Genomic DNA, 16,967 nt, shown 5'->3' with positions numbered 1-16,967 from the left:
CCCACCGACGAGACGACGGGCCCGGTGAGCGAGTGTTCCACTCGCCGGGCCCGTCGGACGTCCTGCGTCAGATGACGCGCGGCTTCTTCGGCTTCTCGCCCGGTGCCGGGACCGGGCGCATCGCGAGCTTCCACACGCCGAAGACGGCGATCGCACCGGCGACGACGAAGAGCACGAGCGCGAACCAGGGCGCACTGGCCGCCTCACCGAGCACGACGATGCCGATGCCGACGGCGACGAGTGGGTCGACGACGGTGAGGCCCGCGACCACCAGGTCCGGCTGTCCGCTCTGGTGGGCCTTCTGGACGAAGAACCCACCCACCCCGGCGGCGACGAGCAATGCGATGATGCCGACGACGGTGAGACCCTCGAAGTTCTGCGTGATGACCCGGTTGATGACGACCTTCGCGAGGGTCACGACGAAGCCGTACAGGACGCCTGCCGCGACCACGTAGAACACCGTGTGCAGCTTCCGGCGCCACAGGGCATAGGCACCCGCGAGGGCGAGGGTCACGACCGCGAGCATGATGAGGATGATGATGAGCTGCGGCTGACGGATCGGCTCCTCCACCGCGTAGAGCGCGGCGACGATCACGAAGAGGCCGATACCGGCGACGCACAGCACCATCGCGCGGGTCTGCTCCTTGGTGATCTTGACCCGGGTGACCCTGGCGTTCAACAGTGCCGTGATCACGAGGGCGATCGCCCCGAGCGGCTGCACGACGATGAGCGGCGCGAAGGCCAGCGCGACGAGCTGGAAGACGATGGCCAGGCCGAGCAGCAGGGTGCCGATGAGCCAGGACGGGCGACCGAGCAGCTGCGGGAGCTGCTTCAACCCGAACGCCGACGAGGCAGCCTCGACCTTCCCGACGCCCCGGGACTGGAGCTGGGTCCCCACCGCCAGGAAGAAGGCGCCGACGAGGGCGATCGGGATGCCGATCGCCTGGTACGGCGTGACGCTGATCGTGGGGATGTCGAGGTCGACCGCGGCCCGAGCGGACTGCGCGACGACGCCCGCGGTACCCGACAGCAGCAGGGCGCCGGCCGCGAGGACCGGGAACGACGTCGCCGCCATCACTTCGCCGCCGCGCTCGTGCCGACGGCCGCCGTCTCGGCGTCACCGAGTTTGTTCTCCGGCACCACCTTGGAGTCCTGGCTCGGGAAGACGACCTTCTGCACGATGATGATGATCGACGCGGCGACCGGGATCGCGACGAGGGCGCCGAGGATGCCGCCGAGGGCACCGCCACCGAAGGCCGCGATGACGACGAGGGCGCCGGGGACGGCGACCGCCTTGTTCATGATGCGCGGGCTCAGGACGTACGCCTCGATCTGCATGTAGATCAGGTAGTAGATGATCGCGATGAGCGCGGTGACCGGGGAGACGAAGAGGCAGAGCGCGCTGTTCACGATCGAGGCGCTCAGCGTGCCGACGAGCGGGATCATCGAGCCGATGAACGCCAGCAGGGCGAGCAACGGCGGGAAGGGCGCTCCGATGATGCTGAGGAAGATGAAGCTCAGCACACCGTTGACGAGCGCGAGCCCGACCTGCCCGACGACGTAGCGTCCGACGGCCTGGGTGATCTCCTCGAGCACCTGCGCGAAGCCCTCACGGCGGTAGGCGGGGAGGAAGCGGTACGTGACGGCCTTCATCGAGCGCAGCGACGCGAGGAAGTACAGGGTCAGGATCAGGACGATGATCGAGCCGGTGATGCCCGATGCGACGCCCGCACCGACCGCGACGATGCCGCCACCGATGTTCAGGAGGTTGTTGGGGTCCTTGAGGAAGGAGAACGCGTCGTTGAGCGCCGAGTCGATGTCGAGGGTGTTCCCGATCGTGTTCTGGACCCACGCGACGAAGTCGCTGTTGAGGAACTGCTGCGAGATCCGGGGGTAGTCGCTCACGAAGTTCGAGATCTGCGTCACGAGCAGGGGCACGATGGCGAAGATGATGCCGACGAACGCGCCGATCACGGCGAGGAAGACGACGGCGATGGCGAGGCCACGCGGCAGCTTCTGCTCGAGCCAGGAGACGAGCGGGTCCAGGCCGAGCGCGATGAACAGTGCGACGCCGACGTAGATGAGCGTGGTGCTCAGCTGCGTGACGATGCTGCCGATCACGAGCGCGACGAGCACGCCGATACCGCCGACGAGGCCGATGCGGAACGCGTTGATACGCACGCTCGGAGCCGAAGGCTGGAGGGCCGCGACCACGGCGGCCGACGGCGGTGAGGAGGCTGCGGCCTTCGCGGCGCGCTCCTGCTTGGCCTCCTGGTGCTTGGCGCGCCTGGCCTCGCGCTCCTCCGGGGTGGAGGAGAACCCGGGCAACCGGAGTTTGGGGGTCTTCATCGTGCGGTCTCCTCGGTGGTGTTGCGATCGTGGTGCTGGGGGCGTTCACATGGATCGCCGCTCTGTGCCTACAGTAGTGAGACGGAGCCCGGCTCGCAGATGTCACGGTCGGGTGTGACGAAACCGCCGGAAGTTGTCTCGGCCGGCACAGAGAGGTGGCAGGCGGTGGGTGTCGATCCAGTACGCAGGTCGGGCGGCCTCCTCGAGCAGGCGACCGACCGGACCCTCGTCGAACGGTGCGTCGACGGCGACACCCGCGCGTTCCAGGTGCTCATCACGCGCTACGGCCGGATGATGAAGGCGTATGCCGTGCGACTCACGCGCTCCTCGGCGGACGGCGACGACGTCGTCCAGGAGGCGCTCATCTCCGCCTGGAAGCGGATCGACACGCTCGAGGACGGCGCGATGGTGAAGAGCTGGCTGATGCGCATCGTCAGCCGCCGGGCGATCGACCTGATGCGGCAGCGTAAGGACACCGAGTCGACCGACGACGCCATCATCGAGGCCCCGGAGCGCGACGGACCAGAACGGCGAGCCGAGGCGTCGTCGCAGCTGGGAGCACTGTCAGCAGCGCTCGACAGACTGCCGCACGGACAGCACCAGGCTTGGGTGCTCCGCGAGATCGGCGGATACTCGTACGAGGAGATCGCCGAACAGCTGGGGCAGAGCGTCGCCAGCGTCCGAGGGAGTCTCGCACGGGCTCGAGCGACACTGGTCAAGGACATGGAGGGGTGGCGATGAACACCGAAATTCCGGGCTCCGGACCGGGCGGACCGGGCGGTTGCGCGCACGGCATCGACGCCCTCACGGACTACCTCGAACGCGACATGCTGCCGGCCGACCCGTCGATCGACGAGTCGCCCGAATGCCAGCGGATCCTCCGGTCCCTGCGACGGGTCCGCTCGCTCGCCACGCCATTGCGGGAGGCGGACGAAGCGGCGGTCACCGCACTCGACCAGGACTGGATCCGCGGGATCATGGAGAACATCGGCCGTGAGGCGAAGGCCGGACGCGACATCCCGTTCGCCGCGTCCGACGACGACACGGCGCTCGTCATCACGGAGGGCACGGTCCGCGGGCTGGTCCGCGGTGCCGGCGACCGCACGCCCGGCGTGCTCGTCGGTCGCTGCGTGCTCGAGGGCGACGTCACCGTGGTCGGCGAACCGATCATGCTCCACGTCACGGTGAGCATCGGTTGGGGCAAGTCGGTCGCCGACACGGTCTCGTTGTTCCGCGAGGAGGTCGCCGCAAGCCTCCAGCAGCACACGGACCTCGTCGTGGCAGGTCTCGACATCGTCGTCGACGACCTGCACTTCGAGGCCGACGAGATCGGAGAGGTGGGGGACGATGCATGACCTGACGGAGACGGACGACGACCTCGGAGCGCTCGCGAGCTCGCTCGACGACGTGATCCTGGCGATACCGGGCGTCGACGGGTTGACCGCCGTCGAGCCCACACTGCTCCGGGCCGCGAAGGAGGGCGTCGGTGCGCTGCTCGGCTCGCCCGATCAGCAGGCACGGGTGAGCGTCAAGCGCGTCCGAGACGTCCTGACCGTCCACGCCAACATCTCCGTGGCAGCGGAGGCGGCCTCCCCTGCCGTCGCGCAGGCGGTCCACCGCGCCATCGCGGAGCGGCTCCCCTCGTCCGCCGGCGAGGGCGCTCCGTCCATCACCGTCCGCGTGATCGACGTCGTCCCGAGCGGCTCCCAGGACTGACACGAGCGCGCACGGTCCCGATTCGGGATCGTGCGCGCTCGATGTGCGGTGGCTGCTCGACTCAGCCGTTCGACTCCTCGGCGTCACTGCGGGCGCGACGCGCACGCACGACGAGGAGTGCCGCCCCGCCGATCACGAGCAGGAGCATCGCGGCGATCATCGCCTGGTCGAGCCAGAGCACGCCGGTCGTGGCCAGCGGACCCTGCGCTCCGGTCGTACGCTCCGGTGTCGCCTGCGGCGCCTCGGACGGCGTCGGCGTCGGCTCCGAGGGAACGGACGGGTCCGTCGGCTCCTGGGGATCGGTCACCGGCGGGGTCACCGGCAGCTCCACCTCGACGATGCCGCCGTTCCAGGTGAGGTCGACCGCGTCCGCGCCGGTCGGCGACGGGTCGACCAGGACGATGTCCTCCATGATGGACGACTGCGGATCGAGCGCCGAGTTGACGAGGCCATCGTCACCGACGCGGAAGCCGGTGATCTCCGCACCCTCAGGCAGGTCGACACTGATGGTGTACGCACCCGACACGAGCCCGCTGAAGCGGTATCGGCCGTCGGCGTCCGTCTCGGTCTCCTCGGAGACGGTGGCGCCGTGCTTGTCGACGCCGTCCAGCCGGAGCGGCACACCGGCCACGCCGTCGCCGGGCTGTCCGTCGGCACCGTCGTCGTCGAGTCCGTCACCGTCACGGTCCCACCAGAGGCGCTCGCCGATCGACGAGGAGACGACGGTCGTCGCCACGAGCGGGGAGCGCGCTCCGAGGGTCTGCGACGCCGAGCGCACCGTGGCGTCGTTCCGGTACTCCGCGCCGGACACTGCGCCGTCCGTCGTGAGCTCGACGGCGATCTCGTGGCGTTCGAGGGCGTCGAGTTCGGCGACCTCCACGCGGAACGCGGTGACGTCGGCGAGCGATACGGGACACGCCTCCGCACCGAAACGGTCTGCGGTGCACCACTCGAAGCCGCCCGGAAGCTCCCGAGAGGTGTCCGTGCCGTCGATGGCGGACGCGGCCTGCACCGCAGCCGGATCGGCTGAGGTGTAGAGCACCCGGTCACCGTCGGCGGCCTCGATCTCGTCGGCCAGGACGCCGGCCGCGGATGATCCACGGTTGTCGCCGACGAACGGGAGCACGTCCACCAGGGCGACGTCCTCCTGGGCGCCGGTGGCGTTCATGTTGGCGTAGGCGAGGCGGTAGTCGATCCGGTCGCCGGACTCGATGACGCGCTGCTCGACGCTCTTCTGCACGCGGAGCCCACCGGGCGCACGAAGCGACACGGTCTGGCGCCCGTGGTGCGCATCCTGCATCGTGGCGTCGTCAGGGACCTCCTCGAGCGAACCCGGGTCGTCCGGGCTCGCGACGACCACCTGGTTGACCAGGTCGCCGACGAGCGTCGCATCCGAGGTCGCCCAGTACCGGATGACGGGCTCCGCACCGCGCTCGACCTGTCCGAGCTTCCAGGTGAGGAGGGTGGTGCCGTCTTCGGCGAGCTCGACCGAGTCGGGCACGTGCGACACCTCCGTCGGGTCGTAGACGAGCCCGGCGGGCAGTCGGTCGACGACGACGACGTCACGAGCGGCGTTCCCCTGGCCGGGCACGCTCGTGATCTGCGGTGTCACCTCGAACCGCACGCGGTCACCCGCGAGCAGTTGGGCCGGCGAACCAGGGTCCACGGCCGGCTCGATCGCCCGCTTGCCGATGCCGATCACGGCGTTGGCCGCGATGAGGCGGTCGCCACGGGGGTAGCCCTCGTTCGTCGGTTCGGCAGGGTCGTACTTGCTGTGGTACCAGCCGTCCTTCGCGTACCATGCGCTCGTGTCGCGATCAACGGGATACTGCTCCGGGCTGTAGAGCGAGTAGCTCTCGGCGAGGAGCGTGCCGGCCGCAACGCCCTCGTTCAGCTCGAGGGTGAGCGAGGCCATGACGGACGCGCCGATGGCGATGACCCCGTTCGCACTCCGGTAGCGGATCTTGGTGATGTCTTCAGCATCGATCGACGAGGGGTCGGTCGTCCAGACGTCGTCGCCGTCGTTGCAGGTCGTGTCGTTCATCTGCTTCCACCGGGTCGCGTCGTCCGCCCCCACGTCGACGGTCGGCCGGGTGCCGTACTCGATGACGATGTCCGTGGTGCCGTGCGAGCGCGCGGGCACCCCGTCGCTACCGACGGCCGCATGCTGTGTCTTCGTGTCGAAGGCCTGGCAGAACACCTGGCCGGTGAACTCCGTGCCGCCGCGGTTGTTGAACATCGTCAGCGCACGGTACTGCTGGCCGGGGACGACGACGCCGTCACCCGAGCCCGGGAGGAACTGGCCAGGGACCGGGATGAGCTTCGCGGTCTCGTCGATATAACGGGTGCCGTGGCTGCCGTCGGGCCGACGGACGAGGTTCGCAGTGGCGCTGTTGTCGTCGAGCGGCTCAGCGGCGTTCACGATCGGCCCGCCGGCAGCGTCGATGCCCGTCGCGACGAGGTCGCGGAGCGTGATGCGGGTGTTGAGCGAGCCGTTGGCGGGCACGTCGTCGCGCGGGACGAAGACACCGAAGCGACCGAGCGCGAGGTAGCCACGGAGCGGGATGGCGGCTCCGTTGGCGGTCTTCGTCGGGATGTGGTCGGCGCTGAGGTCGGCGCCCGACACGGTCACGACGATGCGTCGTGCGTCGTCCGGGTCGATCCGGCAGGTCCAACGACCGGAGTCCGTGACGGCGTTCTCGCCACCGCCGCGGACCTTCGGGAACACCCGGCTCTCCGCGGCTCCTGCGGTGCAGGCGGTCTCGTTCGACAGACGGGCGTTCGGGCTCACGTCGTCGAGGTCGATCACGAACGTGACGTCCTCGGTCACGTTCGCCTGACCGCGGGCGCCGAGCCCACCTGCAGCGTTGTAGCCGGCCAGGTCGAGATACGCGTCGTAGTGGACGCGGAACCCGGAGAGGCCGTCCTGCTGGGCGGTCGTCGAGATCAGTTGCGGGCGCACCCCGAGGTTCACCCGCGGGCCGCTGCTCGCGGTCGTCGCGGGGACCTCGGTCGCGTCCTCGGCGAGGGCGCCTGAGGCCACGTCGTTCGCGGCCGCGCTGAGTGCTCCCGCCGGGGAGGTGAGCACGGAACCGTTCGGCATGCTCTCTGCCGTCGCGACGAGGTCGTAGGTGGTGACGGAGTTCGGCAGGACGCCGCGGATGACGCACTCGAGGGCGCTTCGGTCGTCGCTGACGGTCGACCCGGCGCCGCAGTAAGCGGGGAGCCCGCTGACGACCGGCCAGCGCAGGCCGTCGGGGAGGGTCTGTCGAACGGTCACGAGGTCGCCGGCTGCGGCTCCGTCGAGCTGGATCTCGACGCGGTAGGTGACCGTGTCGTGCGTGCGGACGACGTCGTTCGTCGCGCTGCTGTCGTGGCCGGGCGCGTCGTCCGCGTCGAACGGGGCGGTGCCGGTGGCGACGCCCGCGAGCACGATCTGCAGCGCGAGATCGGCGTTCGGGATCACGGCGTCGGGGGTGGCGGCGGGTTCGGTCGGCGGGGTCGACGGGATCGTCGGCGGGGTGTCGTCGGGGTCGCTGCCCGAGGATGGCTCGTCGGTGTCGACCGGGCCGTTGTCGGTGGGCTCTTCGACGGGCGCGGGGTCCGTCGGTGCCGTTGCAGGGATGCCGGCCGCTGTCGCGGGCGAAGCGACCGTGCCGGTCAGCAGCGCGGCGAGCGCGACGATGGCGCCCGCGTGGGCGGTGACGATCCGGCGTCGGGGCCGGTGCGGTGTGGACATGGGGGTCTCGTCTCGGTAACGTGTGATCGGGTGGTATTTCAGAGCGTAACATAATAAACACACGTGGGGAAGTGGGGCATCGACACCCGTGCACTCGCGCTCCGCCGGAGTAGCGCACTCGGACAACTCCCAGCAAAAATAACGTTCTGATAACTACCGCTCGTTACCGATCCGTTATATGGTTTTGGAACGTTAGTTGTTTTGCTGTGGCAGCTGACGGAATGTGATTGCAGGACACTCTTGGTGCAAGGGAAAGAGAGCCGGTCGTAGCCTCTGCGACCGGCTCTCGTCATGTCCGGAGACGATGCGGAGCGCAACCACCCCACCTCGACGCACCGCTCGACGGCCGTCCAGGATAGATTCAGGTGGTGGATCGTCGGACGGCAGCGGGAGCAGGTATGGACGAGAGGCGACTCGCGATCGCCGCGTGGGAGTCACTGTTCCGCGCGCAGGTCGACGTGATGCGCCACATCTCGCACGACTTCCCGAGCCACGGCATCTCGCTCAACGAGTACGACGTCCTGCACACGATGTCGCGGGAGCCCGATCGTCGCATCCGTCTGCGCGACCTCAACTCGAGCGTGCTGCTCTCGCAGCCGAGCATCAGTCGCCTCGTCGATCGGCTCGTCGCGCGCGGGCTGGTCGGCAAATGCCCCGACCCGGACGACGGCCGCGGCACCCTCGTCCGCATGACCGACGCGGGCTACGACGTCTACCGCGCCGTCGCCATCGCCCACGGTGCGACGATCGCCGAACGCGTGACCACGTCGCTCAGCCCACAGGAGATGGCGACCCTCGCGGCGCTCAGCGACAAGCTCCGCGGAGCGTGAGCCGCGCCGACTGATCCGGCGCGCACGGCCCCCACTGTCGTGTCCGATTTCCGCTCGTCCGACCCCGTGGCGCATGTCAGACTCGGATCATGGACGACACCCGGAGCATGGACTTCGCCGAACGCTACCGCGCGATCCAAGCCCGCGACCCGCGCTTCGACGGGCAGTTCATCACGGCCGTGAGCTCCACGGGGATCTACTGCCGGCCGTCCTGCCCGGCTCGGACCCCGAAGCCGGAGAACGTCACCTTCTACGCGACGAGCGCTGCGGCGCACGAGGCCGGTTTCCGCGCGTGCAAGCGATGCCTGCCCGAGGCGGTCCCGGGCACGCCCGCCTGGAACCTCGGCAACGATGTCGCCGCACGCAGCATGCGCCTCATCGCCGACGGGGTCGTCGAACGCGAGGGCGTCCCGGGACTCGCCTCGCGCCTCGGGTACTCGAGCCGGCATCTGACGCGGATCCTCAGCGCCGAGCTGGGCGCGGGTCCACTCGCGCTGGCGCGGGCCCACCGCGCGCAGGGTGCTCGACAGCTGCTGACCGGCACCGATCTCCCCTTCGGTGACATCGCCTTCGCCGCCGGGTTCTCGAGCATCCGGCAGTTCAACGACACGATGCGGGAGGTGTTCGAGCTCACCCCCGGCGAGCTGCGCGCGAAACACCGGACGGTTGGCGAGCATGCCCCCGGCTCGATCACCCTGTCCCTGCCGTTCCGCCGCCCGTTCGACGCAGCGGGCGTCTTCGCCTGGCTCGCGCCACGGGCGGTGGACGGCGTCGAGCTCGCGGGCCCCGACCACTACGCCCGGCTCCTCGCCCTCCCCGGCGGCACGGCGTGGTTCGAGGTCCGGCAGGTCGGCGACGACCTCCGACTCACCGCCGAGGTGACGGACCTCGCCGACCTGCCGGTGCTCGTCTCGCGGGTCCGTCGGCTCTTCGACCTCGACGCCGACCCGACTTCCGCCGACGCCGTCCTCGCAACGCACCCGCGTCTCGCTGCCTCGGTCGCCGCCACACCCGGCATCCGACTCCCCGGGGCGGTCGACCCGGAGGAGATGCTGGTCCGGGCGATGGTCGGCCAGCAGATCACCGTGGCCGCGGCGCGCACCCAGCTCCGCCGTCTCGCGGACGAGGTGAGCACGACGGTCCCCGAACGACACGGGCTGCACCGGCTCTTCCCGACGGCGACGCAGATCGCGAACGGCGGGGAGGCCGCCCTCGTCGGGCCCCGGGCGCGGATCGACAGCCTGCTCGGCGTCGCGCGGGCACTCGTGTCCGGTGAACTCACGATCGGCTTCGGCGACGACCGTGACGAGCTCCGGACCCGCCTGCTCGCCATGAAGGGGATCGGCCCGTGGACGGCCGACTACGTCAGCATGCGGGTGCTCGGCAACCCCGACGCCTTCCTGCCCGGCGACGTCGCCGTCCGCACCGGTGCCGGCCGGCTCGGCTTGCCGTCCGACGCCCGCAGCCTCACCGCGGAAGCGGAAGCTTTCGCCCCGTGGCGCTCCTACCTCTGCCTCCACCTGTGGAAGGCGACCTCCACTCCGGCGCCGTCCGCCGCACCGTCAGCCCTCGAGAAAGGTCCAGCAGCATGACCACCATCATCTCCAGCACGAGCGCCCGCCGCGGTGACGGCCGGGCGTCCGGCGCGCAGCTCACCGCGACCAGCCAGACCGTCGACACCCCGGACGGCCCCTTCACGATCCTCGCGCGGGAGGACGGGGCGGTGCTCTCCTCAGGGTGGTCCGACGACATCGGCGTCATGCTCGAACGGATCCGGCCCGCCGACCGCCCCGGCGAGACCGTGGCGGGGACGATCGCGGCGATGGACGCCGTCCGCGCGTACTACGACGGCGACCTGGCGGCGATCGACCTCGTACCCGTCGCCCAGTTCGGCGGCCCGTTCCGTACGCACGCCTGGACGGTGCTGCGGACGATCGCTGCCGGACACCCGGTGACGTACACGGAGTTCGCCGCGGCGAGCGGTCGGCCGTCGGCGGTCCGCGCTGCGGCGAGCGCCTGCGCGACGAACGCCCCCGCCCTGTTCGTCCCGTGTCACCGCGTCCTCCGGACCGACGGGACGCTCGGCGGGTTCGCTTGGGGACTCGACGTCAAGCGGTCGTTGCTCGACCGCGAGGCCGCGCTGAGCTGAGCGACCCTTCGACAGGCTCAGGGACCGGAGGAGGAAACAGCGGACCACGAGGGCACCCGTCCAGACGGGGAGAACCCGCCCACGGTCCCTGAGCCTGTCGAAGGGCGGCGCCTCCCCGTGGGCACTTCGACAAGCTCAGTGACCGGAAGAGGGGCTCAGGGACCGGAGGAGGAAACACCGGACCACGAGGACACCCGTCCAGACCGGGAGAACCCTCCCACGGTCCCTGAGCCTGTCGAAGGGCGGCGTCACACCGGGGCACTTCGACAAGCTCAGTGCCCGGAGAAGGAGACAGCGGAGCACGAGGGCACCCGTCCAGACGGGGAGAACCCGCCCACGGTCCCTGAGCCTGTCGAAGGGCGGCGCCTCCCCGTGGTCACTTCGACAAGCTCAGTGCCCGGAGAAGGAGACAGCGGAGCACGAGGGCACCCGTCCAGACGGGGAGAACCCGCCCACGGTCCCTGAGCCTGTCGAAGGGCGGCGCCTCCCCGTGGTCACTTCGACAAGCTCAGTGCCCGGAGAAGGAGACAGCGGAGCACGAGGGCACCCGTCCAGACGGGGAGAACCCGCCCACGGTCCCTGAGCCTGTCGAAGGGCGGCGCCTCCCCGTGGTCACTTCGACAAGCTCAGTGCCCGGAGAAGGAGACAGCGGAGCACGAGGGCACCCGTCCAGACGGGGAGAACCCGCCCACGGTCCCTGAGCCTGTCGAAGGGCGGCGCCTCCCCGTGGTCACTTCGACAAGCTCAGTGCCCGGAGAAGGAGACAGCGGAGCACGAGGGCACCCGTCCAGACGGGGAGAACCCGCCCACGGTCCCTGAGCCTGTCGAAGGGCGGCGCCTCCCCGTGGTCACTTCGACAAGCTCAGTGCCCGGAGAAGGAGACAGCGGAGCACGAGGGCACCCGTCCAGACGGGGAGAACCCGCCCACGGTCCCTGAGCCTGTCGAAGGGCGGCGCCTCCCCGTGGTCACTTCGACAAGCTCAGTGCCCGGAGAAGGAGACAGCGGAGCACGAGGGCACCCGTCCAGACGGGGAGAACCCGCCCACGGTCCCTGAGCCTGTCGAAGGGCGGCGCCTCCCCGTGGGCACTTCGACAAGCTCAGTGCCCGGAAGAGGGGCTCAGGGACCGGAGGAGGAAACACCGGACCACGAGGACACGCGTCCAGACCGGGAGAACCCGCCCACGGTCCCTGAGCCTGTCGAAGGGCGGCACCTCCCCGTGGGCACTTCGACAAGCTCAGTGACCGGAAGAGGGGCTCAGTGCCCGGAAGAGGGGCTCAGGGACCGGAAGAGGGGCCCAGTGACCGGAAGAGTTCAATGACCGGGACGGGCGGGTCCGGTCAACCCTGCGGACCGAACGGATCGTCCGCGTAGGCTGACGGGATGGCTGCTGCCCCGACGATCGTATGGTTCCGTGACGACCTCCGCCTGGCGGACAACCCCGCGCTGCACGCAGCGGTCGAGCTCGGCGCCCCGGTCCTCTGCCTGTTCGTCCTCGATGACAGTGAAGAACTGCGACCGCTCGGCGGCGCGTCACGCTGGTGGTTGCACCACAGCCTCGAGGCGCTCGGCGACGACATCCGCGGTCTCGGCGGCGCGCTGCTCCTGCGGTCCGGGAGCGCGGCGACCATCGTGCCCGAACTCGCCCACTCGATCGGTGCCGGCGCCGTCCTGTGGAACCGTCGCTACGGCGCGGCCGAGCGCGAGATCGACGCCGGGATCAAGTCGGAGCTGAAGGACGCCGGGCTCGACACGCGCAGCTTCGCCGCGAACCTCCTCGCTGAGCCGTGGGAGATCGTCACCGGACAGGGACAGCCGTATTCGGTGTTCACCCCGTTCTGGAAGGCGTCGCTCCAGCGGCACGCGGCGAACCCGCCGAGACACCCCCTCCCCGCGCCGACCGAACTGACCGCCCTGGCCGAACCGCCCTCGGGCGACGAGCTCGGCTCCTGGAACCTGCTCCCGACGAAGCCGGACTGGGCGGCCGGACTCCGGGAGCAGTGGACGCCCGGCGAGGCCGGCGCCGACGCGCGGCTCGCCGAGTTCCTCGACGACGGCGTCACGGGCTACGCGGAGGACCGAGACTTCCCGGCCCAGCCGTCGACCTCCGGACTCTCCCCGCACCTCCGCTTCGGCGAGATCAGCTCGCCGCAGATCTGGCACGCCGCCCGCGACGGCCGGCGGCACCTCGGCGACGACGGCGCGACCTTCCTCAAGGAGCTCGGCTGGCGCGAGTTCGCCTACCACTGCCTCTTCGCCTTCCCAGACCTCGCGACGCGCAACTGGCGTCAGGCCTTCGACCGGTTCCCCTGGCCGGACGTCGACCAGGACGCCTTCGACGCCTGGACCGCCGGGAGGACCGGCATCCCGCTCGTCGACGCCGGCATGCGGGAGCTCTGGACGACGGGCACCATGCACAACCGGATCCGGATGGTGACGGCGTCGTTCCTCACCAAGAACCTGCTCATCCACTGGAAGCTCGGCGAGGACTGGTTCTGGGACACGCTCGTCGACGCCGATCCCGCCTCCAACCCCTTCAACTGGCAGTGGGTGGCCGGCAGCGGTTTCGACGCCTCGCCGTACTTCCGGATCTTCAACCCGGAACGGCAGCGCGAACGCTTCGACGCCGACGACGCGTACATCAAGCGGTGGGTGCCCGAGTTCGGGACGCCCGACTACCCCGAGCCGATCGTCGACCTCGGCGAGACGAGACAGGCTGCGCTCGCGGCGTACGAGCAGGTCAAGAGGGCGTAGCTCCGGGCCATCGTCCTTCGACCCTTCGACAGGCTCAGGGACCGGGATTCGGCTCAGTGACCGGGTGGATTGGCCCCTGAGACAGTCGACCCTTCGACAAGCTCAGGGACCGGGGTGGGCGCTCAGGGACCGGGGTGGGCGCTCAGGGACCGGGGTGGGCGCTCAGGGACCGGGGTGGGCGCTCAAGGACCGGGATGGGCGCTCAGGGACCGGGGTGGGACTCAGCGGGTGCGGAAGAGACCGGCGCGCTGGGCCGCGGCGATCGCCGCCGAGCGGTTCGACACGTCGAGCTTCGTGTAGATGTGGGCGAGGTGCGACTTCACCGTCGTCTCCCCGACGTGCAGTCGCCCGGCGATCTCCAGGTTGGTGAGCCCCTCGGCCGCCCGCGCGAGCACCTCGATCTCCCGCGCGCTCAGCGCCTGTTGCGGTGCGCTCACCCGAGCGACCAGCCGGGTCGCCACGGCCGGCCCGAGCACCGAGTTCCCGCCGGCCGCCGAGCGGATGCCGTCGATGAGGTCCTCCGGGGCGGCGTCCTTCAGCAGGTACCCCGCGGCCCCGGCTTCGATCGCGCCGAGGATGTCGGCGTCGGAGTCGTAGTTCGTGAGCACGAGGACCGACGGACCCCCCGGCAGCGACGCGATCTCCCTCGTCGCATCGATCCCCGTCGGACCGTCGCCGAAGCTCAGGTCCATGAGGACGAGGTCGGCGCCGGGTGCGGCGGCCACGGCCTCGGCTGCGGTCGCCGCGGTCCCGATCACCTCGATGTCGGCGATCGGCGCGAGCACCGCGAGGAGTCCGGCTCGGACGATCGGGTGGTCGTCCGCCACCACGACCCGGACGACCTGCGGCTCCCCGGCATCCGTCGCATCGTCACGCATGGGCGGCCCCCTCCGCTCCTGGTGCCGCGAACCGCACGGTGATGGTCGTGCCGGCGCCCGGTGCGCTGCGCACCTCGACCTCGCCACCCAGTTCGGTGATGCGACGGCGCATGGACATCATGCCGAACGAACCGCCCGCGGTGCGCTCGGCGACCCTCGCAGGATCGAACCCCACCCCGTCGTCGTCAATGTCGAGGATGACCTCCTCATCGAGGTAGGTGAGGGTGACGTCCGCCCGGCTCGCTCCGGCATGCCGGACGACGTTCGCGAGACTGCTCTGCGCAGCCCGGAGGAGCGCGGTGGTCACCGGCGTGCCGAGGACGAACGCATCGCCGGTGACCGTCGTGGAGACCGGCGTGCCGCTCTGGGCGGTCGTCGTCTCGGCGAGCCGCCCGAGCGCGTCCGCGATCGTCGCGCCAACCAACGCCGGCGGGCTCAGCTCGTCGATGAGGCTGCGCGTCTCGGCGAGGGCCGTCGCCGCGGCATCCCGGGCCAGCCCGATGTGCGAGCGCAGCTGCTCCGTGCCCGGCTGCTCGACGGCGGAGCGTTCGGCCGCGTGCAGGAGCAGCTGGATGCTCGACAGGGCCTGGGCGACCGTGTCGTGGAGGTCCGCGGCGAGGCGCTCGCGCTCCGCCAGCTTGCCCGCCTGCCGACCCCGCTCGGCGAGCTCCTCGCGTGCTGCGACGAGCTCGGCGATGAGCCGCTCCCGCTCGGCCGCCTCCCGGGCCAGCGCCTCGTAGCCGAGTCCGATCGCGACGGCCACGGCCGCACCGACGAGCGGCCCGACCACTCCCCCGACGCTGAAGCCGGCGTGCAGGCCGATCGCGACGACCGCGGCGATGGTGGCGATCACGACGGCGGGCACCGCGACGGCCCTGGGGAGGAGGTGCAGATAGAGGAAGAACAACGGGAAGACGAGGTAGGCGGCATCCGGGCTGAGCAGGACGAGGACCACCCACTCGATGCTGAGCACCACCAACCAGGCGAGGACGGACAGCCGACCTCGACGGACGCCCGCCGACACGGTGGCGCGGTCGGTCCCTCCGCTGGCGGCCACCGCTCGGCGGACCCGACCGCCGAGGATCGTGCCAGCGGCGTAGGTGAGCAGCATGACGACGGCGAGGACGATCGCCGCGAGGGCCGTTTGGCCACCGACCGAGACGGATCGCGCGATCACGAGCACGATGAGTGCGGTGACGAGGCCGTGGAGGCCGAGCTGCAGGCCGGTGAACACGGGGCTGAGTGCCGAGTGCTTCATCCGCCCAGCGTACGGCGGGGATCGTCCTCGCGAATCATCAGAAAGGTGGAACGTCGCCTCCACCTGACCGCGCCGGAGGACCGTCCCGTCCGACGATGCCCGGCGTCGGCGACGCGACGAGGCTGGAATCCTGCCGCACCACGGAGACGCCGTCGGGCGGCTGACAAGGAGTCCCCATGTTCGTCGCCTGGCGCGACATGCGCTTCGCCACCGGTCGCTTCGTGCTGATCGGGGCGGTCGTCGCCCTCATCACCCTGCTCGTCGGATTCCTCAGCGGCCTCACCGCTGGACTGGCGAACCAGAACATCTCGGCGATCACCGGGCTGGGTGCGTCGAGCCTCGTCCTCGCGGCCCCGGCGGACGGCGAGCAGGCGACGTTCGCGGACTCCGCGATCGACGCGGACGCGGCGACGACGTGGGCTGCGGTCCCCGGGGTGGACGGTGTCCAGGAACTCGGCATCAGCCAGACGCGGATGACCACTGAGGATGCGCGCACCTCCGTGGCACTGTTCGGGATCAGTGGTGACGCCGTCGCGGGTCGCGCCGCCGACGTGCCCGCCGACGGGACCGCCCGCCTGAGTCGGACCGCCGCGGAGGCCCTCCACGTCTCCCGAGGCGACACCGTCTCGATCGGTGGCAGCGAACTCGAGGTCGGTTCGGTCGTCGACGACCAGTGGTACAGCCACACCCCGGTCGTCTGGACGAGCCTGTCCGAGTGGCGGTCGCTGCAGGCCGCGCAAGGGTCGCCCGGCGACGGAGCGACCGCGCTCGCCATCTCCGGGAACCCGAGCGCCGATGCGGTGGCGGGAGCGGAGCAGGCCACCGGCACGGTGTCGAAGGACGTCCTGTCGTCCCTGCTCGCAATCGGCTCGTTCCGCTCGGAGATCGGATCGCTCCTCCTCATGGTCGCCATGCTGTTCGGGATCTCCGCGCTCGTCATCGGAGCCTTCTTCACGGTGTGGACCATGCAGCGCGCGGGCGACGTGGCGATCCTCAAAGCGCTGGGGGCGACGACCCGTCGACTCTCGCTGGATGCCCTCGGCCAGGCGCTCGTCCTCCTCGTCCTCGGGGTCGGGCTCGGCATCGGCATCACCGCCGCACTCGGTTCCGCGGCGGGCACAGCGCTGCCCTTCGTGCTCAGCCCACTGACGACGCTCGTGCCCGGGGTGATCATGATCGCCCTCGGCCTGATCGGCGCCGCGTTCGCCCTGCGGTCGATCCTCTCGGCCGACCCGCTGACCGCGCTCGGCGGCAACCGGTGAACGCGTCCGACCTCCCTGCCCCCTTCCTCGCAC

At 70.5% G+C, this 16,967-nt stretch carries 13 protein-coding genes; 8 read left to right on the top strand and 5 right to left on the bottom strand.

The window, feature by feature from the left end:
- Positions 1-67: 67 nt before the first annotated feature.
- Both IFU11_RS11405 and IFU11_RS11400 read right to left on the bottom strand, forming a co-directional pair.
- Positions 68-1,075, bottom strand: coding sequence for a DMT family transporter (locus tag IFU11_RS11405; RefSeq protein WP_137243979.1), 1,008 nt, complete (start codon positions 1,073-1,075; stop codon positions 68-70).
- A complete protein-coding gene (locus IFU11_RS11400) occupies positions 1,075-2,349 on the bottom strand; it encodes an AI-2E family transporter (protein WP_079706627.1) in 1,275 nt (424 codons plus the stop codon). The genes IFU11_RS11405 and IFU11_RS11400 overlap by 1 nt, the downstream gene beginning before the upstream one ends.
- 165 nt (positions 2,350-2,514) lie before the next feature.
- On the opposite strand from IFU11_RS11400, the gene IFU11_RS11395 reads away from it, so the two are divergent.
- The 3 genes from IFU11_RS11395 to IFU11_RS11385 are packed head-to-tail and all read left to right on the top strand — an operon-like array spanning position 2,515 to position 4,065.
- On the top strand, positions 2,515-3,090 hold the full coding sequence (locus IFU11_RS11395) for an RNA polymerase sigma factor (protein WP_229940005.1): 576 nt from the start codon (positions 2,515-2,517) through the stop codon (positions 3,088-3,090).
- Positions 3,087-3,704: an Asp23/Gls24 family envelope stress response protein gene (locus tag IFU11_RS11390; protein ID WP_137243980.1), complete on the top strand. Its 618-nt coding sequence runs from the start codon at positions 3,087-3,089 to the stop codon at positions 3,702-3,704. The genes IFU11_RS11395 and IFU11_RS11390 overlap by 4 nt, the downstream gene beginning before the upstream one ends.
- On the top strand, positions 3,697-4,065 hold the full coding sequence (locus IFU11_RS11385) for a hypothetical protein (RefSeq protein ID WP_137243981.1): 369 nt from the start codon (positions 3,697-3,699) through the stop codon (positions 4,063-4,065). The genes IFU11_RS11390 and IFU11_RS11385 overlap by 8 nt, the downstream gene beginning before the upstream one ends.
- Before the next feature lie 61 nt (positions 4,066-4,126).
- Here IFU11_RS11385 and IFU11_RS11380 read toward each other — a convergent pair whose 3' ends face one another.
- The gene (locus IFU11_RS11380) at positions 4,127-7,804 is read right to left on the bottom strand and encodes an SdrD B-like domain-containing protein (RefSeq protein WP_137243982.1); all 3,678 of its coding nucleotides are present in this window, start codon (positions 7,802-7,804) and stop codon (positions 4,127-4,129) included.
- Positions 7,805-8,202: 398 nt separating this feature from the next.
- Between IFU11_RS11380 and IFU11_RS11375 the strand changes: the two genes are divergently transcribed.
- From IFU11_RS11375 to IFU11_RS11360, 4 genes are all read left to right on the top strand, one after another.
- On the top strand, positions 8,203-8,634 hold the full coding sequence (locus IFU11_RS11375; RefSeq protein ID WP_085513978.1) for a MarR family winged helix-turn-helix transcriptional regulator: 432 nt from the start codon (positions 8,203-8,205) through the stop codon (positions 8,632-8,634).
- 89 nt (positions 8,635-8,723) lie between these two features.
- A complete protein-coding gene (locus IFU11_RS11370) occupies positions 8,724-10,226 on the top strand; it encodes a DNA-3-methyladenine glycosylase 2 (protein ID WP_240044093.1) in 1,503 nt (500 codons plus the stop codon).
- The gene (locus IFU11_RS11365; protein ID WP_079706621.1) at positions 10,223-10,783 is read left to right on the top strand and encodes a methylated-DNA--[protein]-cysteine S-methyltransferase; all 561 of its coding nucleotides are present in this window, start codon (positions 10,223-10,225) and stop codon (positions 10,781-10,783) included. The genes IFU11_RS11370 and IFU11_RS11365 overlap by 4 nt, the downstream gene beginning before the upstream one ends.
- Positions 10,784-12,165: 1,382 nt before the next feature.
- Complete coding sequence (locus IFU11_RS11360) at positions 12,166-13,536, top strand: cryptochrome/photolyase family protein (protein ID WP_192019020.1); 1,371 nt, start codon at positions 12,166-12,168, stop codon at positions 13,534-13,536.
- 221 nt (positions 13,537-13,757) lie between these two features.
- On the opposite strand, the gene IFU11_RS11355 is transcribed toward IFU11_RS11360, so the two are convergent.
- Together IFU11_RS11355 and IFU11_RS11350 are read right to left on the bottom strand one after the other, a co-directional pair.
- A complete protein-coding gene (locus IFU11_RS11355; RefSeq protein WP_192019019.1) occupies positions 13,758-14,414 on the bottom strand; it encodes a LuxR C-terminal-related transcriptional regulator in 657 nt (218 codons plus the stop codon).
- Positions 14,407-15,672: a sensor histidine kinase gene (locus IFU11_RS11350; protein ID WP_192019018.1), complete on the bottom strand. Its 1,266-nt coding sequence runs from the start codon at positions 15,670-15,672 to the stop codon at positions 14,407-14,409. The genes IFU11_RS11355 and IFU11_RS11350 overlap by 8 nt, the downstream gene beginning before the upstream one ends.
- A 176-nt stretch (positions 15,673-15,848) precedes the next feature.
- Between IFU11_RS11350 and IFU11_RS11345 the strand changes: the two genes are divergently transcribed.
- The gene (locus IFU11_RS11345) at positions 15,849-16,934 is read left to right on the top strand and encodes an ABC transporter permease (RefSeq protein WP_137243986.1); all 1,086 of its coding nucleotides are present in this window, start codon (positions 15,849-15,851) and stop codon (positions 16,932-16,934) included.
- Positions 16,935-16,967: the final 33 nt, after the last annotated feature.

Source organism: Plantibacter sp. CFBP 8804 (assembly GCF_014841225.1).
Lineage (GTDB): Bacteria > Actinomycetota > Actinomycetes > Actinomycetales > Microbacteriaceae > Plantibacter > Plantibacter auratus.
Note: the sequence above shows the minus strand (reverse complement) of the source record. Positions and strands in the feature narration are given on the sequence as shown.